Origin of the sequence: Terrisphaera buseokensis, assembly GCF_047521145.2 — a bacterium.
Classification (GTDB): domain Bacteria; phylum Verrucomicrobiota; class Verrucomicrobiia; order Opitutales; family Opitutaceae; genus ER46.
Genome location: NZ_CM134186.1, coordinates 3020399 through 3043872, shown reverse-complemented (window position 1 = coordinate 3043872; position 23474 = coordinate 3020399). Strand labels below are relative to the sequence as shown.

General features: G+C 63.7%; 16 protein-coding genes and 1 tRNA gene. 12 read left to right on the top strand and 5 right to left on the bottom strand.

All coding sequences use genetic code 11. The annotated features are described in order from the left end of the window. Window positions 1-633 precede the first annotated feature (633 nt). From ACLJEU_RS11275 to ACLJEU_RS11265, 3 genes are read left to right on the top strand one after another with little or no spacing between them, the layout of a single operon-like run. The gene (locus ACLJEU_RS11275; protein ID WP_414664911.1) at window positions 634-2955 is read left to right on the top strand and encodes a beta strand repeat-containing protein; all 2322 of its coding nucleotides are present in this window, start codon (window positions 634-636) and stop codon (window positions 2953-2955) included. Continuing rightward, on the top strand, window positions 2948-3655 hold the full coding sequence (locus ACLJEU_RS11270; protein WP_414664912.1) for a LamG-like jellyroll fold domain-containing protein: 708 nt from the start codon (window positions 2948-2950) through the stop codon (window positions 3653-3655). Before ACLJEU_RS11275 ends, ACLJEU_RS11270 begins: the two co-directional genes overlap by 8 nt. 8 nt (window positions 3656-3663) lie before the next feature. Then, entirely contained in the window at window positions 3664-5724 is a 2061-nt protein-coding gene (locus tag ACLJEU_RS11265) for a glycosyl hydrolase family 28-related protein (protein ID WP_414664913.1), read from the top strand. Here ACLJEU_RS11265 and ACLJEU_RS11260 read toward each other — a convergent pair. The 4 genes from ACLJEU_RS11260 to gcvT all read right to left on the bottom strand — a co-directional run bounded on the left by ACLJEU_RS11260 (window position 5688) and on the right by gcvT (window position 8497). Further along, on the bottom strand, window positions 5688-6362 hold the full coding sequence (locus tag ACLJEU_RS11260; protein WP_414664914.1) for a hypothetical protein: 675 nt from the start codon (window positions 6360-6362) through the stop codon (window positions 5688-5690). The genes ACLJEU_RS11265 and ACLJEU_RS11260 overlap by 37 nt on opposite strands. Window positions 6363-6643: 281 nt before the next feature. After that, window positions 6644-6735: transfer RNA gene (locus ACLJEU_RS11255), tRNA-Ser, on the bottom strand. 196 nt (window positions 6736-6931) lie between these two features. Continuing rightward, the gene (gene gcvH / locus ACLJEU_RS11250) at window positions 6932-7315 is read right to left on the bottom strand and encodes a glycine cleavage system protein GcvH (RefSeq protein ID WP_414664915.1); all 384 of its coding nucleotides are present in this window, start codon (window positions 7313-7315) and stop codon (window positions 6932-6934) included. An 81-nt stretch (window positions 7316-7396) separates the two neighbouring features. Then, window positions 7397-8497: a glycine cleavage system aminomethyltransferase GcvT gene (gene gcvT, locus ACLJEU_RS11245; RefSeq protein WP_414664916.1), complete on the bottom strand. Its 1101-nt coding sequence runs from the start codon at window positions 8495-8497 to the stop codon at window positions 7397-7399. Between the two features lie 128 nt (window positions 8498-8625). On the opposite strand from gcvT, the gene lgt reads away from it, so the two are divergent. Continuing rightward, window positions 8626-9450 carry a prolipoprotein diacylglyceryl transferase gene (lgt, locus tag ACLJEU_RS11240; protein WP_414664917.1) on the top strand — a complete coding sequence of 275 codons (825 nt, stop codon included), beginning with the start codon at window positions 8626-8628 and terminating at the stop codon, window positions 9448-9450. Between the two features lie 9 nt (window positions 9451-9459). Here lgt and ACLJEU_RS11235 read toward each other — a convergent pair whose 3' ends face one another. Then, the gene (locus ACLJEU_RS11235) at window positions 9460-10761 is read right to left on the bottom strand and encodes a glucose-1-phosphate adenylyltransferase (protein ID WP_414664918.1); all 1302 of its coding nucleotides are present in this window, start codon (window positions 10759-10761) and stop codon (window positions 9460-9462) included. A gap of 83 nt (window positions 10762-10844) precedes the next feature. Between ACLJEU_RS11235 and ACLJEU_RS11230 the strand changes: the two genes are divergently transcribed. The 8 genes from ACLJEU_RS11230 to ACLJEU_RS11195 all read left to right on the top strand — a co-directional run bounded on the left by ACLJEU_RS11230 (window position 10845) and on the right by ACLJEU_RS11195 (window position 23463). Beyond that, the gene (locus ACLJEU_RS11230) at window positions 10845-11780 is read left to right on the top strand and encodes an NAD-dependent epimerase/dehydratase family protein (RefSeq protein WP_414664919.1); all 936 of its coding nucleotides are present in this window, start codon (window positions 10845-10847) and stop codon (window positions 11778-11780) included. A gap of 134 nt (window positions 11781-11914) precedes the next feature. Further along, window positions 11915-13768, top strand: coding sequence for a glutamine--fructose-6-phosphate transaminase (isomerizing) (gene glmS, locus ACLJEU_RS11225; RefSeq protein WP_414664920.1), 1854 nt, complete (start codon window positions 11915-11917; stop codon window positions 13766-13768). Between the two features lie 308 nt (window positions 13769-14076). Beyond that, window positions 14077-15564 (top strand): sulfatase family protein, encoded by a 1488-nt coding sequence (locus tag ACLJEU_RS11220; protein ID WP_414664921.1) that lies wholly within the window; start codon window positions 14077-14079, stop codon window positions 15562-15564. Between the two features lie 21 nt (window positions 15565-15585). After that, on the top strand, window positions 15586-17013 hold the full coding sequence (locus tag ACLJEU_RS11215) for a sulfatase (RefSeq protein ID WP_414664922.1): 1428 nt from the start codon (window positions 15586-15588) through the stop codon (window positions 17011-17013). Window positions 17014-17078: 65 nt separating this feature from the next. Continuing rightward, entirely contained in the window at window positions 17079-18941 is a 1863-nt protein-coding gene (locus tag ACLJEU_RS11210) for an arylsulfatase (protein WP_414664923.1), read from the top strand. Window positions 18942-18987: 46 nt separating this feature from the next. Beyond that, on the top strand, window positions 18988-20397 hold the full coding sequence (locus ACLJEU_RS11205; RefSeq protein WP_414664924.1) for a sulfatase family protein: 1410 nt from the start codon (window positions 18988-18990) through the stop codon (window positions 20395-20397). After that, on the top strand, window positions 20394-21914 hold the full coding sequence (locus ACLJEU_RS11200; RefSeq protein WP_414664925.1) for a sulfatase: 1521 nt from the start codon (window positions 20394-20396) through the stop codon (window positions 21912-21914). The genes ACLJEU_RS11205 and ACLJEU_RS11200 overlap by 4 nt, the downstream gene beginning before the upstream one ends. 40 nt (window positions 21915-21954) lie before the next feature. Next, a complete protein-coding gene (locus tag ACLJEU_RS11195; RefSeq protein WP_414664926.1) occupies window positions 21955-23463 on the top strand; it encodes a sulfatase in 1509 nt (502 codons plus the stop codon). Window positions 23464-23474 lie beyond the last annotated feature (11 nt).

Here is a 23474-nt window from a genome sequence, read left to right as displayed (position 1 = left end):
GTCCTGGGACCGCGCGATCGACCTCTTCCTCAACATCGGCAGCTCACCCGACTTTGTGCTGCTCGCTTCGAAATCGACCCTGCAGCCTGCCGAGAGGCCGATCTTGGTATCGGGCGACAAACACCTGGTCCGCGTGTGGCTGGTACAGCCCGGCCCGGCCGGGACCACGCCGACGCTGCAAACACTTGCCGTGGGAGAGGTGATGGTAATTGCCGGCAAGCTCAAGGCATCCGCAGCGACGTTGCTCTTCAGCGCGACTGGATTCGTCGCCGTGGATAACGGGGACGGAATGCACTACGAGGCAGATCTGGACCTGACGCCGACCGCGCTTCGCGATGCATTTGGAGAGGAGTCGGCGATTCTTTGCTCGGTGGACGTGGAAGTGCAGAACAGCAGCAACAGCAAACGGCGAACTCGTCAGTTTGTGGCGCGTGTCAACAAAGGGGTCTACACGAACGAGACCGATCCGGCGCCGGCAACGCCAGCGTACCCGGCGGCCGCCGCGCTCCTCACGAGCGGCACCGACACAGCCATTTTGAAGCGCGGCACGAAGAATCTCGCCGCCGGGAATTTCGAGGGCGTGCCCGTTGCGTTTGCGACCGCCTTCGCTGTCGCGCCCACCACGGTACACGCTTGGGCGATGAAGAAGGCTGGCGCGCCAGCCATTTCAGTGACGGTGAATTACGACCAGGTCACCGCAGCCGGATTCACCGTCGACCTGGGCGATGCGATTCCCGGCGACGCTGTCCTCGGCGACTACCGGTTCGGTTGGCTTGCGATCCTTTAATGCCCATGAAACTGCTGCGCTTGTCTCTCTGCATCGTGCTGTCGACGTGTGTCGCCGGCGCGGCCACGGCTCTTCGCGACCTGAGCCTTTCCGGTGCGCTGAACCGCCTAAAATCCGGGGCCACCTGGACCATTGAAGGAACGCTTGTGATCGGGCCGGGCGGCACACTGACCGTGGATCCCGCAGCAACCGTCAACGGCTTGGGCGGCGGCGGTGGCGGGAGCGGAACGGTGACCGCCGTGTCCTCGGGCAACATCAGCGGCCTGGCGACGGTCTCGATTGCCAACTCGACGAGCACGCCGGCCTTCACGTTCAGCCTGGCGAGCACCACGCAAAATTACGTTTGGGCGGGACCGACGAGCGGATCCGGCGCCGGCGACTACCGGCTTCTGGTGGCCGGCGATATTCCGCAGATCCCGCGTTCGAAGATTTCCGACGCCGGCGACGCGGCGGGAAAAAACACGGGCACGACGGCGGGCACTGTCGCTGCAGGTGACGACTCACGAATCACAGGCGCGGCCTCGGCTGCAGGCCTGGTCGCCGTCAATTCGGGTGGCGTGAACTCCGGCGGCAAAGTGGATTGGTCGCAGCTCATGAACGTACCGGCCGGGTTTGCCGACGGTTCGGATGATGGCACCGGCGGCGGCAGCGGAACCGTGACCGCCGTGTCCTCGGGCAACATCAGCGGCTTGGCGACGGTGTCGGTCGCCAACTCGACGAGCACGCCGGCCTTCACCTTCAGCTTGGCGAGTACCACGCAGAACTACGTCTGGGCGGGCCCGGCGAGTGGATCCGGCGTCGGCGATTACCGGCGCCTGGTGGCCGGCGACATTCCTCAGATCCCGATTTCGAAACTCTCCGATGCAGGCGACGCGGCCGGGAAGAACACCGGAACGGGTTCCAGCAACGTCGCCGCGGGCGACCACAGCCACTCCAACGCGACGACGAGCGCCGCGGGGTACATGTCGGCCGCGGACAAAACGAAGCTCGATGGTGTGGCCAGCGGAGCGACGGCGAACGACACGGATGGCAACCTGAAGAACCGGGCAAATCACACGGGCCAGCAGGCGATGGCGACGATCTCCGATGCGGGCAACGCGGCCACGCGCAACGTCGGCACGACCTCCGGCACCGTCGCGGCGGGCGACGACTCGCGCATCGTGGGTGCGGCCCAGAAATCGGCGAATGGCTCCGATTTCGCGAACGTGGCAACGGTGCGAGCGAATATCGGTTTGGACAATCTGACGGACCATGGGAACGCCGGATCGGCACTCGCGATCAGCGCCGCCACCGGCAACCACAAGCTCACGCTCAATTCAGCCAGCTGTGCGCTCACCGTGACCTCATGGTCAACCGTCCGCGCGATCGTACTGACCATTATCCAGGACGGCACCGGGAGCCGCGTGATCGATTGGTCCGGCGTCACCAGCAACGCGCCGACGATTTCGACAGCGGCCGCATCCGAAACGATCGTGACGCTCTACACCATCGACGGTGGCACCACCGTCCGGGCGCTCTCGAACGCGCAGACCGACGTCAGCGACACGGCCTATAGTTCCGCCGCCAACGGCGCCACGACGACTGCATTCTCGAAGAACTCGATTTACGACCAGCTGCACATCGGCGACACGGACGACGACGGCAAGCCAGACGTGATCGACAACGTGAGCTCGGCGGGCTTCCTGCCGGTATCGTCCGGTGGCGTGCCTGTGAATGGCCGCACGCTGACCGGGACATCGAACCGCGTGACGGTCACGAACGGCACCGGAGCGGGCGGCGATCCGGTGTTCGACGTGGGAACCGATGTCGTCACGAAGACGACGAACATTCAGCGGCTGTCCCTCACGCTCGACACAGTCGCAGACGGCCTGAGCTACACGATCACACGCCTGCCGGCCGCATTCACGGTCACAAAGATCACGGGCAATCACGAGGGCTCCGGCTTGTCGTCGCCGAGTATCGTCGCCACCTTCAAGCACGGGACCAATCGCACAAGCGGCACGACCATCGAGGCCTTGACGGTCACGAGTTCGACGACCGGCACTGAGGATGACGGCACACTCTCCGACGGCACGATCCCGGCAAACTCCTTCGTTTGGGTCGAACTCTCCTCAAAGTCCGGCACGACAGCGCACATGTTCGTCGAAATCTGGGGGACCTATGACTAAGAAAATTATCGTTTTCTTCGTCTTCGTGTTCTTCGCGTGGCTTGGTGCGGGCAACCGCGTGGTGCATCGCGGCGGTGCCGGGGGCGGTGGAGGGCCAACACCGGATCTCCTTTGGTGGAAGATGAACGCCTCCGGCGCGACCCTCACGGCGGATGTTGGTCCCAACGGAACAACAGACGGCACGCAGAGTGGCGGAAGCGTTCTGCTTGACGGCGCTGCTCAGGCGTCCAGTTCCTCCTCGCTCACTTACGGGATCAAGACGATCAGTATGTCCTTCTGGCTTAACTCTTCGACGTGGAGCAGCGGGTCAGCGCGGGTGATAGCCACCAACCAGTATGGTGCTGGAGGAGGCGGCTCTTGGCACATTTATGAACAGTTCGGTACCCTTAATGTTGTGCTGTATGATTCTGGCGGAGGACGGGAGGAGCAGTTCACTGTCTCAGGACTATCAACCGGGGCATGGCACCACTTCGTGATAGTCTTGGACAACTCTACAGTGTCCGGGGACATCAAGGCCTACGTGGATGGGAGCGCACAGACGCCTGCATTCACGTCCGACGGCAAGGCTGGTAATAACAACTTACTGAACGGAACTTTGTACATCGGCATCGTGGGCGAAACAGTAGACGACGCCCGTGTCTATAGCACCGAGCTGAGTGGTGCGGACGCCACAGCTATTTACGGTGCCGGGCGCCAATAAGTACGAACATGACTGCACGCATTTTCTTTTTCCTCGTGCTCGCGCTGTCGGCGTTCGGTGCAGCGTTGCCACCTGCTCCGCACACGCTCCCGTGGACTGTTGGCGTTGTGAACGATGCAAGTACGGTCGGCGTCGGAAACATCACCCCGATGCCGATCAACCCTACCGGGCCGGCATTCAGTATCGTGGACTACGGCGCAGATCCGACGGGCGTGACTGCGTCACAGGCCGCTATCGGTGCGGCGAACGCTGCCCGCATCACGAACGGCAGCGGCTACGTCTATGCGCCCGCGGGCATCTACAATATCACGGACACGATTACGCTGAACTGTGATCTCTACGGTGCCGGGATGGGAGTCACCACTTTCAAGATTAATCATGGTGGCCAGACCGCGGTCATGATCGGTATCGGGACAAGCCTATCAAACCCCAACGGCGCGCAGGACGACATCACTTCCGGGCTGACTACAGGCTCCACTTCAGTCACTCTTGACCTTGTCGATGACTTTATCGTCGGCAAGACAATCGCTATCTTCCTTTCGGATAACATGGACCGCACGCAGATTGAAGCGGGGGACTACCCGTTCACTATGCAGTTTCGGGCGAACTCATATTCGCGGATGCACTTGGCGACAGTCACGTCTATCAACTACGGAACGAAGACCGTCTACTTCGACAAGCCAATCATCTTTGCAGTTCCACCGGGGGCCGATGGCTACGCTCGTGCAGGTCAGCTAACCTACGGACAAATCGGAATGGCCAACCTGACCATTGACGAAGCCCTGCACAATGGTAGCGCACTCTTTGGCATCTGGTTTAGCGACGTTACTCAGCCGTGGCTCTACCGGGTGGAGATTAAGAACGTCGCTCGGTTCGGCGTATACTTCCACACCTGCAAGAATTACGAAATGCGTGAGTGCCTCGTCAACGAGGCGCAGGTTGTGGGAAACCCCGGCACTTCCGGTCTCTTGGTTGAGTGGTCGAGTTCGGGGCTGGTTGAAGACAACGCTTTCGTCGGCGTCACACCGGCAATCGAAGTAAACTACTCCACGCACGCGTCCGTGTTCGCCTTCAATTACGCGGAGAGGGCGGTGTTTAATATCAACCACGGAGCGACGAACTATCACAATTTGTACGAGGGAAATATGGTTCCTCAAGTCAAGTCCGACGGCTACTTCGGCGGGTCGCTCTATGACGCCATCTTCGGGAATTGGCTGACGGCGTATTACCCGACTGATGCCAATCCCACTGGACTCATAGGAGCCATCGAGCTGAAGCGGCTCACCTATAAGGCGTCGTTGGTGAGGAATTTTCTCGGCAAGAGCACACTGAACATCACAGCGCAAAATTTCTACGCTGCGTGGGGAACACCGAACATCGGTAACAACAACTCATACGGGACAGCAAAACCGACCGCGGGCGATTGGTGGGTCGCGTGGGACCCGGATGCGAAGGCGCCACGCACCTGGACGGGCACCGTCGCGTCAGGCGGTGGGACTTCCGCCGGCGTTCTTACCATGGCCGTTATGGGCGGCACAGGCGGCTTTCAGGCGCACGCCGAGAACGCTCAAGGGGCAATTTATATCGGGTGGTCTGGCGGAGTGGCTCTTGCGACACCCACGCAGGGCTCAGAGTCAGGGAGCAACTATTCCGTCACCAATGTTCGCAATCCCGGCAATGAAGGTGAGGCTGTAAATTTACCGACCAACGGCACGGCGATTACGGTCTACCCAAACAATTCCAGCTACCAAGAGCTAGACCAGGATGTCGCCGAGGGGGCGTATAAGATTCGTAATTACTACCTCTCATCCGCGAGCGGCGTGACCGGTTACGCGACCGGAGAAAGCGACATCGGGGCAAACACGATTGCCGCTTCACTTTTCCGTTCGAGCAAGCCCGCCTGGTTCGGCAACAAGCCGTGGCCCATCTACGACACGGCGCGGGGAGCTGAACCAGAGGAGGACGACCTCCCGGCTGCGCATCGGTATCTCAACGGGAACTCCAACTACCTCGGCGGTGGATCAGCCTCGTCTTACAGAGTTTGGCGGCCGCGAATATTGCGGAAATGAACCAAAAAGCACAGGCCGACCGCAATAGCGGAAAAGGTGATTGAAGAACCAACGTCGGGTACACCGTACTGATAGCTCAGAGTCCAGGCTATTTGCCCGGACGTTGTTACAGCGCCAAAAGATGGATTTGATCCTGCAGCTAAGATCGAAAGATTTAACGCAGTCGGTGGATTCCCCGGAGAGAACAGATTCCATACCGATTGGCTCAAAGGAGCGTAGTTGAAAAAGCTTAGGAACGTGTGGCTCGTCGAGTGCCCTTGCCCAACTTGCAGGGTAATTTGATTCTCAGAAAAACTTTCAGTGACACTAATCAGGGTAAAGCCAGAGACAGCCGGGCCTACGACAAACGCGTTGATCCCTGCGCTCACACTTGGCGTATATGTAAACGGTTGGCCGTACAAATTCAGGCCATTCTGTTCGACGGTAACGGAGATTTCGGCGCTCACGTAGATGGCTTGCAGTGTAAGCGCAGGATCAGGGAGAAATGGCTTCCAGGTGGTCCCCGACGTCAAAATGAAGCCCGTCGTTGAGTTGTAAAATGAATCTGTGGATTGCTGAGTTACGGTTAACGCGCCGGCGCGCGGGAGAAGGCAGAGCAAAGCGAGTATGGCGAGGCCGCGGAGAGCAGGAGCATTCATTGGGGAATCTGGGGTGAGCTACCTATCTAACTTGATTGCTCGAGCGGGCCACTGTCAACCGCCCCGGTCACCTAGCCATAAACGTTCACGCACCCATTTCTGGCCGCATTCGGACCCATTTCAAACATTTCGCTGGGTTACGGCTGAGATCAGAAAGCTCTCGCGTCGTGCAGTGAGTCGCTGGGCGGCCCCCCTTCGCCGAGCCTACGGCGGGCAGCCTTCGCCTATGGACAGAGGTCGAACCGGTAAGCTGGCCTGCCAGCCGTAGGCTTGGCGAAGGCTGGCGGAGAGGGGGGGATTCGAACCCCCGGTACGGTGTTACCCGTACAACGCTTTAGCAAAGCGCCGCTATCGACCACTCAGCCACCTCTCCGTTAACCGAGCGCCGAGCGAAACGCCGCGGAAGCAAAGTGCAAGGCGGATTTATCATTCTCTGCCGCCCCTCGCCTCCCTCGTTTCTCCTGACGCAAAAATCGCTCCAAACGCGGCCGCACTTGCGCGCGTTCCTCTTTGCTCGCAGCGCCCGCCGATCACTTCCGGCACTCCAGGGCGTCTGACTCAGACCTCGCTTAACCGACCAACTGCCCGTAGGCGGCCGCATCAAGCAACGCCCCAGCCGCCGCCGCATCGCTCAGCTTCACGCGGATCATCCATCCGTCGCTGTACGGCGCGCGATTCACGGTTTCCGGAGCAGCGTCGAGTGCGGCGTTGACCGCCACCACCGTGCCACCGACCGGCGCATAGAGATCGCTCGCGGCCTTGACGGATTCCACCACGCCGAACGTTTCGCCGGCCTTGAACGTCGCGCCGACCTTGGGCACCTGCACGTAGGTGATGTCGCCGAGCGAATTTTGGGCGTAGTCCGTGATGCCGATCGTGGCCGTGCCGTCGCTTTCCAGCCGCAGCCACTCATGCGATTTGGCGAAACGGAGATCGGCGGGAATGGTGCTCATGAAAGGGGAAAAGAGAATCGGACGGAACGAGGCGGGACCGGCGCGATTTCAGCGTTCGGAGTCGGGCGTGCAAGCACGCTCCTAGACTTTTTTCAGTTCGACGAAAGGTGGCTTCACGATCTGCAGTGCGAGCCGGGTGCCGCGGATGTCGACGGCCAACGGCGCTGCGGCGTGGACGCTTTCCACCAGCGCCGAACCGATGGCCTCGTTGAGCAGCGGCGAGAGCGTGCCCGACAGCACGCGGCCCACCGGTGTGCCGGCCGCGCCCAGTACCGGCGTATCCGCGCGCACGATGCGGCGATCGCCCGTCTTGAAGAAAACGACTTTGTTCGCCCCGCCCTTTTGCTTTTCCTCGACCAAGGCGGCCCGGCCGATGAAGTCCGCGCCCTTGTCGAGTTTCACCGTCCAGCCCAGTCCGGCCGTCAGCGGCGAGATGTCCGCCGTGATTTCGTGACCGTAAAGGGGATAACCCGCCTCAAGCCGCAGACTGTCGCGCGCGCCGAGTCCCGCCAGTTCGAGTCCATGCGGCTGGCCCGCCGCGAGCAGCGCGGTTGCCAAAGCCACGGCGTCACCGGCGGCGTGATACAGCTCAAAGCCGTCTTCGCCGGTGTAGCCGGTGCGGCTCGCGATGCAATGCACGCCGGCGACCGTCGCCTCGCTGAAGTGATAATATTTCACCAGGCCCAGCTTCGCGCCGCTGAGCGATTGCACGATCGCGGCGGCCTTCGGGCCCTGGATCGCGAGCAGCGCGTAGTCGGCGCAGCGATCGGTGATCGTGACGTTGAAGCGTGCGGCCTGCTCGCGGATCCACGCGAGATCCTTGTCGATGTTGCCGGCGTTGATGCAGAGAAAATAATCGTCCGCGCCACGCATGTAGACGAGCAGATCGTCGACCACGCCGCCGCTCGGGTAGCACATCGGCGAATACAGCACGCGCCCGGGAAAAAGCTTCGCGACGTCATTCGTGACGAGGTGATTCAGGAAACGCCCGGCTTCGGGCCCGCGCACGTCGACCTCGCCCATGTGGCTGACGTCGAAGAGGCCGGCGGTCCGGCGCACGGCCTTGTGCTCCTCGAGGATGCTGCGGTACTGCACGGGCATTTCCCAACCGGCGAAGTCGACGAGCCGGGCGCCGTGCGCCGCATGAAAATCGCGGAGGGGCGTGCGTTTGAGGTCACTCATGCGTTCAGCATAGCGCGCCCGCCCAGCCGTGCCGCAAGGCTGATTTGCACCCGCGCGCGGAATCGACCGCGGCGGGCCGCGTTGCTTCTGCATTGCGCGTCGCGCCCGACCGGGCCCAAGAATCCCCCATGCCGCTCGCGTATTGGGTTCACACCTGGGATCCGTTCTTCATCGAATTCTCCGACGGGGTCGGCATTCGCTACTACGGTCTGGCCTATCTCGCGGGTTTTGTCGCGGCCGCGTGGCTGCTCTTCCGCTACCACAAGGCAGGCCGCTCGCCGTTCGATCTCGGCGCCATCATCGACCTCATGACCTACATCGTCGCCGGCGTGCTGCTCGGCGGTCGGCTGGGTTATTTCGCGCTCTACCAAATGGACTCGGTGCGGTCCGATCCGATGGCGATCTTCCGGGTGTGGGAAGGCGGGATGGCCAGCCACGGCGGCTTTCTCGGCGTATTGATCGCGATGGCCTGGTGGGCGCGCAAACGCACCGTGACGCTTTTCCGGGTGAGCGACCTGATCGTGACAGTCACGCCTGCGGGCCTGCTCTTCGGTCGCATCGCCAATTTCATCAACGGTGAACTCTACGGCAAAATCGCCGACGTCCCCTGGGCCGTCATTTTTCCGCAGAGCGCCGCGCCGGGGCAGCCGCTGCATCTCATTCTGCCACGTCATCCGTCGCAGCTCTACGAGGCCGCGCTCGAAGGCGTCGTGCTGCTCGCGCTCATGCAGTGGCGTTTCTGGCGCACCGACGTCGCACGCGCCCAACCCGGCCGGCTGAGCGGCGAGTTTCTCATCGCCTACTCCGCCCTGCGCATGATCGGCGAACTCTTCCGCGAACCCGACGCCTCGCTGCTGCTCGGCGTGAGTCGCGGCACGTTCTACTCTGTGTTCCTCATCGTGGCGGGCGTGCTGATTATTACGCGCACGCCGAAGGCCACGGCCCGGACCTAAGGGGAACGATCAGACGATCGTTCCCGGGGGCAGCACGGCGTTCTTCGCCACCACGAGCACGCCATCGCGCACAATCACGAGCCCGTTGGCGTAGGTGCCGTCAGCCTTGCCGTCCGCCGACAGCACGCAGCCGTCGCCGATGCGGGTGTTCTTGTCGATGATGGCGCCCTTCACCCGGCAGTTCCGGCCGACACCAAGATGCGGTCGGCCCTGCGCCAGATTCGCCGCCATCTGGAGTTCGGTCTCATAGTAGTCGGCCCCCATCACGATGGTGTCTTCGAGATAACTGCCTTCGCCGATGTACGAACGAATGCCGAGCACGCAGTGCTTGAGCGAGGAGTCGGTCAGGATCGAACCGTCGCCGATCACGACGTGATCGATGGCGCACTTGTTGAGCTTCGACGCCGGGAGATAACGATCCTGGGTGTAAATCGGCGCCGACGGCTCGAAGAAATTGAAGGGCGGCAACGGCTGCGCGAGCGCGAGATTCGCCTCGAAGAACGCCCGCACGGTTCCGATGTCCTCCCAGTAACCCTCGAAGATATGGGCGAAGAGTTTCTTCTTCCCGAGCAGCCCGGGAATGACCTCCTTGCCGAAATCCTTCATCGTGTTGTCCAGCGCGTCCGCCAGCACCTGCCGGTTGAACACGTAGATGCCCATCGACGCCAGGCACTGTTTCTCGGTCGACTTCGTCTCGAGCATCGCCTGCAGCTTCGGACTGATCGCGAGGCTGTCGATGACGGCCGGATCCTTCGGCTTCTCCACGAAACGTGCGATCGATAGATCGTCGTTCACTTGGGTGAGCCCGAGGCCTTCGACCTTCGACACCGGGAACGGAATCGTGGAGATCGTGACGTCCGCGTTGTTCGCGAGATGCTCCTCAATGATTTTCCGGAAATCCATCCGGTACAGCTGGTCGCCCGAAAGGATCAGCACGAGGTCGTGCGGGAACGCGCGGAAATGCAGGAGATTCCGGCGGACGGCGTCCGCGGTGCCCTGATACCAGTCCGAGCCCTTCTCGGTCTGCTCGGCCGCGAGAATGTCGACGAAGCCACCGCCGAACGGATCGAAGTGATACGTGCTCTGCACGTGGCGGTGCAGCGAGGCGGTCTGGAACTGCGTCAGCAGGAACATCCGGTTGATGTCACTGTTGAGACAGTTGCTGATCGGAATATCGACGAGGCGGTACTTGCCGGCCAGCGGCACCGCGGGCTTGCAGCGCTCGAGCGTGAGAGGATGCAAACGCGTGCCTCGTCCGCCGCCCATAATCACCGCGAGCACGCGTTTTTGAGTCGTAAGGAGTTGAGTCATGGAAAGGGGGTTTCGGAGAGCCGGCCTCCACCTTTGCGTCCACCCTTGTTTTCGCCAGCCCTTTTTAGCAAAAACCAGCCCACATGGCTCATATCCTCGTGACCGGCGCCGCCGGCTTCATCGGCAGTCACACCGCAGATCAATTGCTGGCCGCCGGCCACGACGTGACGGGAGTCGACAATTTCCGCACCGGCCGTCGCGCCAACCTCGCCGCCGCACTCGCGTCTCCGCGCTTCGCTCTGGTCGAGCGCGATGTCGCTGCCGCCGGCCAGTTGAACGACATCGTGGCCCGCGTTCGCCCCGATGCCATCATCCATCTGGCCGCGTTGGTCAGCGTCCAGGAAAGCATCGCGAATCCGGAGCTCAACTACGCGCTCAACGTCCAGGCGACGCATCATGTCGCCGAGGCCGCGCGGCTCCACGGCGTCCGCCGGATCGTGTTCGCGTCATCTGCCGCCATCTACGGCGACGCCACCGATCTCCCGATTCGCGAGACGACCGCAACCCATCCCATCAGCCCGTACGGCGCCGCGAAACTCGCCAGCGAGGCGCTGCTGCTCGGTCATGGCGCCGCGTTCGGAATCACGGTGCGCTGCCAGCGCTACTTCAATGTCTTCGGCCCGCGGCAGGATCCCGCGTCGCCGTACTCGGGCGTCATCTCGATTTTTGACCGACGCTACCGCGAGGGCAAAGCCGTCACCATTTTCGGCGACGGCCGGCAGACCCGCGACTTCATCTCCGTGCACGATGTCGCGCGCGCGAACGTCATCGCCGCGACGAAGCCCGGGATCGATTCCGGCGCCGCCAACATCTGCACGGGCCGCGCGACGACCTTGAACGACGTGGTCGGCGTGTTCAGTCGATCGTACCCCGCAGTGCCCGCGTGCACGCATGCCGCGGCTCGCACCGGCGACATTGTCCACTCGCTCGGAGCTTCGGACGCTGCGGCGGCCGCGCTGGGATTTCGGGCCGAAGTGGACGTCGAGACCGGCCTGCAGGAACTGATTCGGCTCGGGTAGTGGTCCGGTCCGGCGATTTTCAGCAGTATTTTACCCGCGCCGGGTTATGACGGCATAACACTTGGTCCGTCCTTGCTGATGGACTATTGGGTGCCGCACGTTGCGGCACTCCCTTCCATTTCGGAATCAATCTTATGTGCGGCATTGTTGGCTACGTCGGCAAACAGAAGGCGGTCCCTCTCATCATCGAGGGACTCAAACGGCTCGAATACCGCGGCTACGATTCCGCGGGCGTCGCGGTGCTGCACAACGGTGCGTTCGAAGTCGCGAAAAAGATCGGGCGCGTGACCAACGTGGAACTGCAGGCCGCGAAGCAGAAACTCAGCGGAACCTACGGCATCGGCCACACGCGCTGGGCGACGCATGGCGGCGTGACCGACGAAAACGCGCACCCGCACGTGAGCAGCGACGGCCGCATCGCGCTCATTCACAACGGCGTCATCGAGAACTACGCGCAGATCAAACGCTTTCTCCTCTCGAAGAATTACACGTTCAAGTCCGAGACCGACACCGAGGTCCTCTGCAATCTCGTCGCCTATCACTACGCGAAGGAACCCGTCGCGACCAACGGTGACAGCCGTTTCGTCGAGAGCGTGCGCAAGACGCTGCGCCACACCGAGGGAACCTACGGCATCGTGATCATGGCGACGGACGCCCCGGGCGAGCTCGTCACGGCGCGCAAGGGCTCGCCGCTCATTCTCGGGTTGGGCGACGGCGAGAGCTTGGTCGCGAGCGACGTATCCGCGATTGTGAGTCGCACGCAGAGCGTCGTCTATCTGAAGGACGGTGAGATCGCCCACCTGACGGCCAACAGTTTCGCGATCACCACGCTCGACGCGGGCACGGTCGAGCCGGTCGTCGACAAGGTCACGTGGTCGATCACCGACGCGGACATGGGCTCGCATTCCCATTTCATGGAGAAGGAGATCTTCGAGCAGCCCACCGCGCTGGAAAACGCGATGCGCGGCCGCTTCTCCGAGGACGGCAGCACCGCCAACTTCGGCGGGCTCAACATTTCCGCGAACGAGTTCCGCGGCGTCGATCGCCTGATGTTCTGCGCGTGCGGCACCGCCTTGCACGCGTGCATGGTGACAGAACATCTGATCGAGCGGTTCGCGCGCATCCCGGTCGAATGCGACTACGCGTCGGAATTTCGCTACCGGAACACCCCGCTCTTCCGCAACTCGCTCTTCTTCGTGATGAGCCAGTCGGGCGAGACGATCGACACGCTCGCCGCGCTGCGCGAAGCGAAGCGCAAGGGCTACAAGGTGCTCGCGATTAACAACGTCGTCGGCTCGACCATCGCGCGTGAAGCGGACGGCGGCATTTACCAGCACGTCGGTCCCGAAGTCGGTGTCGCGTCGACCAAGGCCTTCACGTCGCAGCTGTTGATTGGCGCGATGCTCGCGCTTTACCTGGCGCGGATGCGCGACATGAGCTTCAGCGACGGCACGCAGATGGTGCAGGCGCTGAAAGGCACGCCGGATCTCGTGCGCAAGGCGCTCCTCCAGGCTCCGCACATCCAGAACATCGCGAAACGATATGCGAAGGCGACGGACATGCTGTTCCTCGGCCGGCTGTCGCTCTTCCCGATCGCGCTCGAGGGCGCGCTCAAGCTGAAGGAGATTTCGTACATCCACGCCGAGGGTTATCCGGCCGCGGAGATGAAGCACGGCCCCATTGCGCTCATCAGCGAGCAGTGCCCGAGCGTGTTCTTCGCGCCGAACAACGAAATCTTCAACAAGGTCGTTTCCTCGATGCAGGAGATCAAGGCGCGCAAGGGTCCGATCATCGCCATCATCACGGAAAAAGCCGAACTGCCCGCGGGTCTCGCCGACGAGGTCATCGTGATTCCGGAGTGCCACGAAGCCGTGCTGCCGATCGTCGCATCGATTCCCGTACAGCTGCTCAGTTATTACATCGCGGTCGAACGCGGCTGCGACGTCGACAAGCCGCGCAACCTGGCGAAGTCGGTCACCGTGGAGTAAGGTGCCGGGATTCGATGTGATCGCCGAGTGTCGCGGGACGGAGCTTTCTCGGGTCGTGGCATAATATCAATCGCTCTTTGCTTTCGGACTTTAGCCGTGGCTACGAGCGCCAGCGAGTGGCCGTTCGGCCACTCGCTGGCGCTCGTAGCCACGATCGATCCAGAAGTCCAAAAGCAAGGAGCGATTGGTATAATCTCCCGCACGCCGCGCCTGCGGTCTTGCAGCGCGGCGGTTCCACGTTGGAATCGGGGACCGCTCTCCCCTTCCCCGCGGCGCCCGCGTGCGCGCGCCGCGCTTCCTCCCGCCCCATGCCCATTCCCGTCCCCTCCTCCGGCCGGCGCCTCGCCCGCGCTGCCGCCCTGCTCCTGCTGGCCGGCCTCGCGGCGCTGGCCGGCTTCGCCGCCACCGCGCCCAAGCAGCCGAACTTCCTGCTGATCATCGCGGACGATCTCAACTGGCGCGATCTCGGCTGCACCGGCAGTCCGGACGTCAAGACGCCGAACATCGATCGCCTCGCCCGTGAGAGCATGTCGCTGCAGGCGATGTTCACGCCCGCGCCGACCTGCTCGCCGCTGCGCCACGCGTTGTACACCGGTTTGTTTCCCATCCGCAGCGGCGCGTATCCGAACCACACCATGGTGGATGCGCCGACGCGCAGCATTTTCACGCACCTCAAGCCGCTCGGCTATCGCGTCGGGCTGCAGGGCAAGACGCACGTGAAACCGGCGGAGTCGTTTCCCTACGAGATGATCACGCCCGACGCGGACGACGCCGCCGCGTTTGCCGCCTTCATCACGCGCGACCGCACGCAGCCGTGGCTCGCGGTGTTTGCTTCGCACGATCCGCACGGCCCGTACACGCGCGGCCCGAAGCACCTCTACGATCCGGCGAAGATCACCGTTCCGTCGTATCTGCACGACAACGCCACGACGCGGCAGCAACTCGCGGCCTACTTCGCGGAAATCTCCCAGCTGGATATTCAGGTGGGCGCCTGCCTCGCCGCGGTCGACGCCTCGAACCAGCGCGACAACACCGTGGTGCTCTTCCTCAGCGAACAGGGCAGCGGCTTCCCGTACGGCGGCAAGTGGTCGCTCTACGACAATGGCATCCGCGCCGCCGCCTTCGCGCGCTGGCCCGGCCGAATCAAGGCCGGCAGCAGCAGCAACGCATTGATACAATACGTGGACGTCGCGCCGACCTTCATCGCCGCTGCCGGCGGTGATCCGCTCGCGATCGATACCGGCTGCCCCGACGCCACCGGCCGGCGCGGCTTCGATGGCAGGAACTTCCTCGACGTTCTGCTTGGTAAAACCGATCGCCTCCGCGACGTCGTCTTCGCCCAGCACACGACCGTCGGCATCAACGGTTACAAGGCCCCGTATCCGATCCGCGCCGCCCGTGACACCCGCTACAAGCTGATTCGCAATCTCGCGCCGCAAAACACCTACAGCATCGGCGGCATCCACGAAGGCGAACTCATCGAGTCGTGGCAGGCCGACGCCCGGACCAATCCCAAACTCGCCGCCCGGGTCGAATGGCTTTTTCACCGTCCGGCCGAGGAGCTTTACGATCTGGAGACGGATCCGTTTGAAACGAAGAATCTCGTCGCCGATCCCAAACTGGCCGCGGTCAAGGCGAAGCTGGGACGTGAACTGGACGCGTGGATGACGCAGCAAAAGGACCTCGGGATGGAGACCGAACTGAAAGCTCCGTCGCGCCAGCCGCGCAATCTGCCGGCCGACGACGGCGACGCCAAGGGCGAGAAGAAGGCCCGCAAAAAAAAGCAGGACAAGTAAACCACGCCGCTTCCGCACCCCATGAGTTTCACCCGCGCACTGTACAGGTTGTTCCACGCCACGCTGGGATTGACGGCGGCCTGCGCGTTCGCCGCGAACGCCCCGCGCCCCAACATCGTCTACATCCTCGCCGACGATCTCGGCTGGACCGATCTCGGCTGCCAGGGATCGCAATACTACCAAACACCCAACATCGACCGCCTCGCCGCACAGGGCGTACGGATGCTGCGGTACTATAATTCCCAGAACTGCGCGCCGACCCGCGCGGTGCTGATGAGCGGCCAGTACGCGCCGCGCACCGGCATGTACACCGTCAACACCCTCGAGCGCGGCGAGGCGGAGGATCGCCGCATGGAGGTGCCCGCCAACGAGACGAAGCTCGCGCTCGACAAGTTCATCCTGCCGCAGGCGCTGAAAGCAGCGGGCTACGCGACCGGGATGTTCGGCAAATGGCACCTGGGCACCACGGGACCTCACCATCCGGGTCAGCGCGGGTTTGACGAGGCGATCGTGTCCGACGGCAAGCACTTCAACTTCACGACGGTGCCGGAAGTCGCGTATCCGGAAGGCCAATATTACGCCGACTTCCTCACGGATCGCGCCGTCGACTTCATCACCCGGCACCGGGATCACCCGTTCTTCCTCTACGTGCCCCATTTTGCCGTGCACACGCCGATTCACGCCAAGCCGGCCTACGTGGCGGCGTGGGAAAAGAAACCGGCGCGCGGCACGCACTGGAATCCCACCTACGCGGCAATGATTCAGAGCGTAGACGAGAGCGTCGGTCGCATTCTCGCGAAGCTCGACGAGCTGAAACTCGCCGACAACACCCTCGTGATCTTTTCCTCCGACAACGGCGGGCTCGGCGGCTACCAGCGAACCGAGGCGCCTTCGGAGAAGAAGGGGTTCACCGACAACGCGCCGTTGCGCGGCGGCAAGGGCACGCTCTACGAGGGCGGCCTGCGCGTCCCGTTCATCGCGCGCTGGCCCGGGGTGGTGCCCGCGGGCAGCACGAGCGATCAGCCGCTCGCGCACGTGGACATCTACCCGACATTCGTGGCGATTGGCGGCGGCACGCCGCGCCCCGGCTATCCGCTCGACGGCGTGAGCTTCGTGCCGGTCCTGCGCAATCCGCGGGCACCGCTCGGTCGCGAGGCGATCTACTGGCACTTCCCCGGCTACCTGGAATCGTACGTGCACGCGCGTGGCTGGCGCACCGGCCCCGTCGGCGCGATCCACCGCGGCGATTTCAAGCTGCTGGAGTTCTTCGAAACGGGCGCCGTTGAACTTTATAACGTACGCGACGACGTCGGTGAAGCCCGCAATCTCGCCGCCACCTCGCCCGCGCAGGCCGCGGAACTGCGCGCGCAACTGGCGGCGTGGCGAAAACAAATCGGCGCCGCCATGCCCGTCATGAAATCCCCCCGCCCGACCGGCCGCGGGCAGTGATCACCCTGCACCTTTCCCACCGTATCCGTTTCCCGGTTGCATCCGACACCTTCGCCCTCCCTCCCATGAAATCGTCCCCCGCGTTTCGCCCGCCGCTGTTGCTGCTGGCCGTCCTGACTCTCGTCTCCGCTTCGTTTCCCGCTGGTGCCCGGGCCGCCGCCGCCCGCGCGGGCGGCCCGCCGAATGTCGTGATCTTCCTCGCCGACGACGCCGGCTGGGGCGACTACGGCATCAACGGCAACGCCAGCGTGCGCACGCCCAATATCGACTCGATCGGCCGGAACGGCGCGCAGTTCGATCGATTCTACGTCTGCGCGGTCTGCGCGCCCACGCGCGCCGAGTTTCTCACCGGCCGCTATCATTCACGCGGCGGTGTGCGCGGCGTATCCACCGGTCTGGAACGCCTCAACACCGACGAGAAGACGATCGCCGACGCCTTCAAGGCCCGCGGGTACGCGACCGGCGCCTTCGGCAAATGGCACAACGGCAGCCAGTGGCCCTACCATCCGCAGGCGCGCGGCTTCGATGAGTACTATGGGTACACCGCGGGCCACTGGGGCGAGTACGTCGATCCGCACCTCGAGCACAACGGCAGGATGATCCAGGAGCGCGGCTACATCGTCGACCTCTGCACGGATCGCTCGATCGCGTTCATCGAGAAGAACCGCGCCAAGCCCTTCCTGTGTTACGTCCCGTTCACGACGCCACACTCGCCGTGGAGCGTGCCGGATCGCGACTGGCAGCGCTTCAAGGACAAGCCAATCGGCCAGGCCGCCACCGACCCTTCGCTGGAGGACATCAACCATACGCGCTGCGCGCTCGCGATGATCGAGAACCAGGACGCCAATGTCGGTCGCGTGCTGCGCAAGCTCGACGAGCTCGGCCTCGCGGAGAACACCATCGTGATTTATTTTTCCGACAACGGTCCCAACAGCTGGCGCTGGAACGGCGGCATGAAGGGCCGCAAGGGCACGATCGACGAGGGCGGGATTCGTTCACCGCTGCTGGTCCGGTGGCCCGGCCACATCAAGCCCGGCACGGTGATTCGCGACATCGCCGGTGCGATCGACCTGATGCCCACGGTGACGTCGCTCGCAGGCGTGCCGCGCGTCGGCACCAAGCCCCTCGACGGCGTCGACCTCTCGCCGGTGCTGCTGGGCCGGGCTGCCACCATGCCCGAGCGGCTGATCTTCTCCCATCAGAACGGCCAGATCAGCGTTCGCTCGCAACGCCACCGGCTCGATCACCGCGGCGCGCTCTTCGACATCGTCGCCGACCCCGGCCAGACAAAAGACATCGCCGAGGAACAGCCTGCGCTGGCCGCGAAACTCTCCGCCGCGGTCACAACGTGGCGGCAGGATGTCTTCGGCGCGATGGCGTCCGCCGTCGCCGAGGCGAAAACCAAGGGCAAGGGCAAGGCGAAGGGCGGCACGTTTGTCGTGCCCGACGATCGGCCGTATCCCGTCGGTTACGCCGAATTTCCCTGGACGCCGCTGCCGGCCCGCGACGGTGTGCCGCACGGCAACGTCCAGCGAAGCAGCAATGCGCCGAACAGCTCCTATTTCGTAAACTGGAAATCGAAGGAAGATAAGATTACCTGGGACATCGAGGTGGCTACAACCGGGGTCTACGATGTCGTCATCGACTACACCTGCCGCGTGCCGGACGCCGGTGCCGAGATCGAGCTGAGTTTCAACGCCAGCAAACTCACCGGCAAAGTCGCTCCCGGCTGGGATCCTCCCTTGCATACGAATCAGGACACGCTGCCGCGACCGCCGGCCGAATCACAGATGAAGGACTTCCGACCACTGGCCCTTGGTTCCGTGCGGCTCGAGCAAGGTCGCGGGCAGCTCGCGCTGCGCGCGCTGCAGATCCCCGGCGGATCCGTCATGGACGTGCGACGCGTCAACCTCACCCTGCGAAAATAACTCAGCGGCATTCCGTCACCGTTCCGATCGTGCAACCCCACTCTTCATGAAACTGCGCTTCGCTCTTCTCCTCGCCCTCGCGGTGCGGGCCGCTTCGTTCGCGGCCGATGCCGAGCGGCCCAACATCGTCTATATCATCTCCGACGATCACGCGTGGACCGACTACGGCTTCATGGGCCATCCGCAGATCGAGACGCCGAATCTGGACAAGCTCGCGGCCCGGAGCGCGCTCTTCACCCGCGGCTACGTGCCCACCGCGCTGTGCCGCCCGGCGCTGGCCACGTTTTCCAACGGACTCTACGCGCACCAGCACAAAATCAGCGGCAACGACCCGGCGCTCCTCGAAGACGCAGCGCCGAAGGGCGGCAAGGCCAACAAGGCGGCCAAGAAAGCCGGCGAGTCTGACGCGTATCAGCGCCTCCGCGAGAAACTGATCGCGCAAAACGATCGCCAGCCGACAATCGCGAAACTGCTCGGCCAGCAGGGTTACTTGAGCCACCAGTCGGGCAAATGGTGGGAGGGCAGTTTTCAGCGCGGTGGCTTCACCCACGGCATGACACGGGGGTTTCCGCAACCGGGCGGCCGGCACGGCGATGACGGCCTGAAGATCGGCCGCGAGGGCATGACACCCGTCTTCGACTTCATCGACCACGCCGTCGCGGAGAAGAAGCCGTTCTTCATCTGGTACGCGCCGTTCATGCCGCACACTCCGCACACGCCGCCGCAGCGCCTCTTCGACAAGTACAAGGCGAAGGGGGTGAAGTCTGACTTCATCGCGCGCTACTACGCGATGGTCGAGTGGTTCGACGAAACCTGCGGGCAGCTGATTGAGCGCATCGAGGCAAAAGGGCTCACGCAGAAGACCATCTTCGTCTACGTCGCCGACAACGGCTGGATCCAGAAGGAGGACGCCGCAGGGTTCGCGCCGCGCTCCAAGCAATCCGCCAACGAAGGCGGCATCCGCCAGCCCATCATGTTCAGCTGGCCCGGCGTGATCCAACCCGGCAAGCGCGGCGAACAACTCTGCTCGAGCATCGATTTCCTGCCCACGGTCCTCGCCGCCGCCGGCGCGCCGATCCCGAACTATCTTCCTGGGTACAACCTGCTGCCGATCCTGAAATCCGGCCAGCCCACTCCGCGCACGGCCGCGTTTGGCGAAACCTACGCGCATGACATCGCCAACATCGACAAACCGGAGGCCAGCCTCGTGTACCGCTGGGTGGTCGAGGGAAAATGGAAACTGCTGCTGACCTATGACGGCGCCGTGAGCGATCGCTACTCGGACGCAAATCCCCGCACGGACAAGCGTCCGCAGCTCTACGATCTCCTCGCCGATCCGCACGAGAACAAGAACCTCGCCGCGCAAAACCCGGAGACCGTCGCGCGCCTCGCCGCGAAGCTCCAGGCCTGGTGGCCCGTGACGGAGCGCAAGGTCCTCACGACATGGACGCCGTGATCAAGTCCGCCCCTGGGTGGCTGGTCTGTTTCGCGCTGGCCCTGATCGTCGGGCCGGGAGTTGCGCTGGCGGCGACACCCTCGGCGCGACCGAACGTCCTGTTCATCATCGCCGACGATCTCACGTCGACCGCGCTGTCCTGCTACGGCAACACCGTGAGCCGCACGCCGAACATCGATCGGCTCGCCGCCACCGGCACGCGGTTCACGCGCGCGTATTGCAATGCCACCTACTGCGGCCCGTCACGCGCGTCCTTCATGTCCGGATACTACCCGCACGCGACCGGCATCCTCGGTTACACGAGTCCACGTCCGGCCATTGGCGCTCGCGCGACGTGGTCGCAGCATTTCCGGAACGCCGGCTACCACGCGACGCGGATCAGCAAGATTTACCACATGGGCGTGCCGGGCGGGATCGAGGAAGGCAGCGACGGCGCGGACGATCCCGCGTCGTGGACCGAGGCGTTCAACAGCCAGGGGCCGGAGTGGAAGGCGCCGGGCAACGGCGAGACGCTGGAAAACAATCCCGACGGCACACGGCCAGTCGTGGGCGGCAACACCTTCGTCGTCGTCGAGGCGGACGGTGACGATCTCGTTCACTCGGACGGAAAGACTGCGGCCAAGGCGGTGGACTGGATCGCCAGCCAGTCGGCACGTCGACGCGAGGCTCCCGCCTCGACCGCGCCCTTCTTCCTCGCGGTCGGCTTCGTGCGTCCGCACGTGCCGTTCGTGGCGCCGAAGGCGTATTTCGAACCTTACCTGCCGTACGAGAAGCTGACACTGCCGCCGAAGATCGCCGGTGATTGGGACGACACACCGAAGGCCGGCATCAATTACAAGACCAGTGTGAACATGAAAATGGACGTGCGGCGGCAGAAGAAGGCCGTCGGCGGCTACTATGCGGCGGTCGCTTACATGGACGCGCAGGTCGGCAAGGTGCTGGCGGCGTTGCGGGCGTCCGGACAGGAGGAGAACACGATCGTCATCTTCACCAGCGACCACGGCTTCCATCTCGGCGAACACGATTTCTGGGCCAAGGTCAGCCTGCGCGACGAGTCGTCGCAGGTGCCTTTGATCATTCGCGTGCCCGGCAAGAAACCGGCGGTGTGCCGGTCGTTCACCGAACTGATCGATTTGTATCCGACGATTGCGCACCTCGCCGGACTCGAGGTGCCGGCCCGGATCCAGGGTCGCGATTTTTCGCGCGTGTTCGACGACCCGACTCACGCCGTGCGCGACGGGGTGTTCTGCGTCGCGCCCTCGAGCCAGGGTTTCCTCCTCCGCGACGAGCGCTGGGCCTACCTTCAGTACGCCGAGGACGCGTCGCTCGGCATCGAGCTTTTCGATGTCGTCGCGGATCCGAAGCAGTACACGAATCTCGCGACGAAGCCCGAGTTCGCCGCCGTGGTGGATACATACAAGGCGAAGCTCGCCGCGCGCCTGCGCGAGGTGCGGACCAACGATCTCGATCCGCCGCCGCCGCCCGCACCGAAGACGCCGAAAACGCGCAAGAAATAATCTTCCGGCTTCCCGCCCGCTCCTCGTCCCCTCTTTTTCCATGCGATCGCTTCCCCTCCTCCTGCTCGCGTTCGGCTCACTCCTCGCCAGCGCGACGTCCGCCGCCACCCGACCGCCGAATGTCGTCTTCTTCCTGGCCGACGATCTCGGCCAGCGTGATCTCGGCGTGTACGGCAGCAGTTTCTACGAAACGCCCAACCTCGATCGCATGGCGCGCGACGGCGCGCGATTCACCGACGCTTATGCGGCGTGTCCCGTGTGTTCGCCCACGCGCGCGAGCATCATGACCGGACAGTGGCCGCAGCGCACCGGCGTCACCGACTACATCGGCGCGCCGTTCACGCCCGACGCCTGGAAACGCAACACGAAGCTGCGGCCCGCGCCCTACTCGGATCGGCTCGCGCTCGATACGCCCACGCTCGCGAAGGCGATGAAGGCGGCCGGCTACGCGACGTTCTTCGCGGGCAAATGGCATCTCGGCCCCGAGGGCTGGTGGCCCGAGAATCAGGGCTTCGATCACAACAAGGGCGGCAACGACCGCGGCGGCCCGTACGGCGGCGGCCGCTATTTCTCACCGTACGGCAATCCCCGGCTGACCGACGGTCCGCCCGGCGAACATCTGACGGATCGGCTCGCGACCGAAACCACGGCGTTCATCGAGGCCAATCGCGACCGCCCGTTCTTCGCGTATTACTCTTTCTATGACGTGCACACGCCGCTGATGGCGCGCGAGGATTTGAAGCAAAAGTACGAGGAGAAACGCCGCCGGCTCAACCTGCGCGAGGCGTGGGGGCGCGAGGACGAGCGCGACGTGCGGCTGGTGCAGGAACACGTCGTGTACGCGGCGATGGTCGAGGCCATGGATCTCGCCGTCGGCAAGGTGCTGGCGAAACTCGACGAACTCGGCCTGCGTGAAAACACGATCGTGATTTTCACGAGCGACAACGGCGGCCTTTCCACCAGCGAAGGCTGGCCGACCTCCAATCTCCCGCTGCGCGGCGGCAAGGGCTGGCTCTACGAAGGCGGCATTCGCGAGCCGCTCATCGTGCGCTGGCCTGGCGTCGTACAGCCCGGGCGATTGATCACCACGCCCGTAAGCAGCCCCGATTTCTTTCCTACGCTGCTCGACGTGGCGGGTGCGCGACCACAGTCCGGCCAGGTGCTCGACGGCGTGAGTCTGGTGCCGGTGTTGAAGGGCGGAACGCTGCCGGAGCGCGCGCTGTACTGGCATTATCCGCACTACGGCAACCAGGGTGGCGGCCCCGGCGCGGCCATCCGCCGCGGCGACTGGAAACTGATCGAGTGGTCCGAGGGGCCGCGCGTCGAGTTGTTCAACCTCGCCGACAACCTCGGCGAGAAAACCGATCGCGCCGCGCAGGAACCGGCGCGCGTCACGGCGCTGCGCGACGAGTTGCACGCGTGGCAGAAGAACGTTGGCGCGCGTTTTCCCATTCCGAACCTCGAGTACGATCCCGCGAAACCCAGCGGCCGCGCGTCGGTGCGGCCGACCGGTGACGTCGCCCCGAAAGGTAAGAAGAAATCTGAATGAGCCCGGGCGGG

What these genes read in the sequence shown, in the direction of transcription:
- ACLJEU_RS11260 (WP_414664914.1), bottom strand. Translation starts at nt 6,362, where the DNA reads ATGAATGCTCCTGCTCTCCGCGGCCTCGCCATACTCGCTTTGCTCTGC.
- gcvH (WP_414664915.1), bottom strand. Translation starts at nt 7,315, where the DNA reads ATGAGCACCATTCCCGCCGATCTCCGTTTCGCCAAATCGCATGAGTGG.
- ACLJEU_RS11270 (WP_414664912.1), top strand. Translation starts at nt 2,948, where the DNA reads ATGACTAAGAAAATTATCGTTTTCTTCGTCTTCGTGTTCTTCGCGTGG.
- ACLJEU_RS11215 (WP_414664922.1), top strand. Translation starts at nt 15,586, where the DNA reads ATGAGTTTCACCCGCGCACTGTACAGGTTGTTCCACGCCACGCTGGGA.
- ACLJEU_RS11195 (WP_414664926.1), top strand. Translation starts at nt 21,955, where the DNA reads ATGCGATCGCTTCCCCTCCTCCTGCTCGCGTTCGGCTCACTCCTCGCC.
- ACLJEU_RS11265 (WP_414664913.1), top strand. Translation starts at nt 3,664, where the DNA reads ATGACTGCACGCATTTTCTTTTTCCTCGTGCTCGCGCTGTCGGCGTTC.
- lgt (WP_414664917.1), top strand. Translation starts at nt 8,626, where the DNA reads ATGCCGCTCGCGTATTGGGTTCACACCTGGGATCCGTTCTTCATCGAA.
- ACLJEU_RS11210 (WP_414664923.1), top strand. Translation starts at nt 17,079, where the DNA reads ATGAAATCGTCCCCCGCGTTTCGCCCGCCGCTGTTGCTGCTGGCCGTC.
- gcvT (WP_414664916.1), bottom strand. Translation starts at nt 8,497, where the DNA reads ATGAGTGACCTCAAACGCACGCCCCTCCGCGATTTTCATGCGGCGCAC.
- ACLJEU_RS11220 (WP_414664921.1), top strand. Translation starts at nt 14,077, where the DNA reads ATGCCCATTCCCGTCCCCTCCTCCGGCCGGCGCCTCGCCCGCGCTGCC.
- glmS (WP_414664920.1), top strand. Translation starts at nt 11,915, where the DNA reads ATGTGCGGCATTGTTGGCTACGTCGGCAAACAGAAGGCGGTCCCTCTC.
- ACLJEU_RS11230 (WP_414664919.1), top strand. Translation starts at nt 10,845, where the DNA reads ATGGCTCATATCCTCGTGACCGGCGCCGCCGGCTTCATCGGCAGTCAC.
- ACLJEU_RS11235 (WP_414664918.1), bottom strand. Translation starts at nt 10,761, where the DNA reads ATGACTCAACTCCTTACGACTCAAAAACGCGTGCTCGCGGTGATTATG.
- ACLJEU_RS11205 (WP_414664924.1), top strand. Translation starts at nt 18,988, where the DNA reads ATGAAACTGCGCTTCGCTCTTCTCCTCGCCCTCGCGGTGCGGGCCGCT.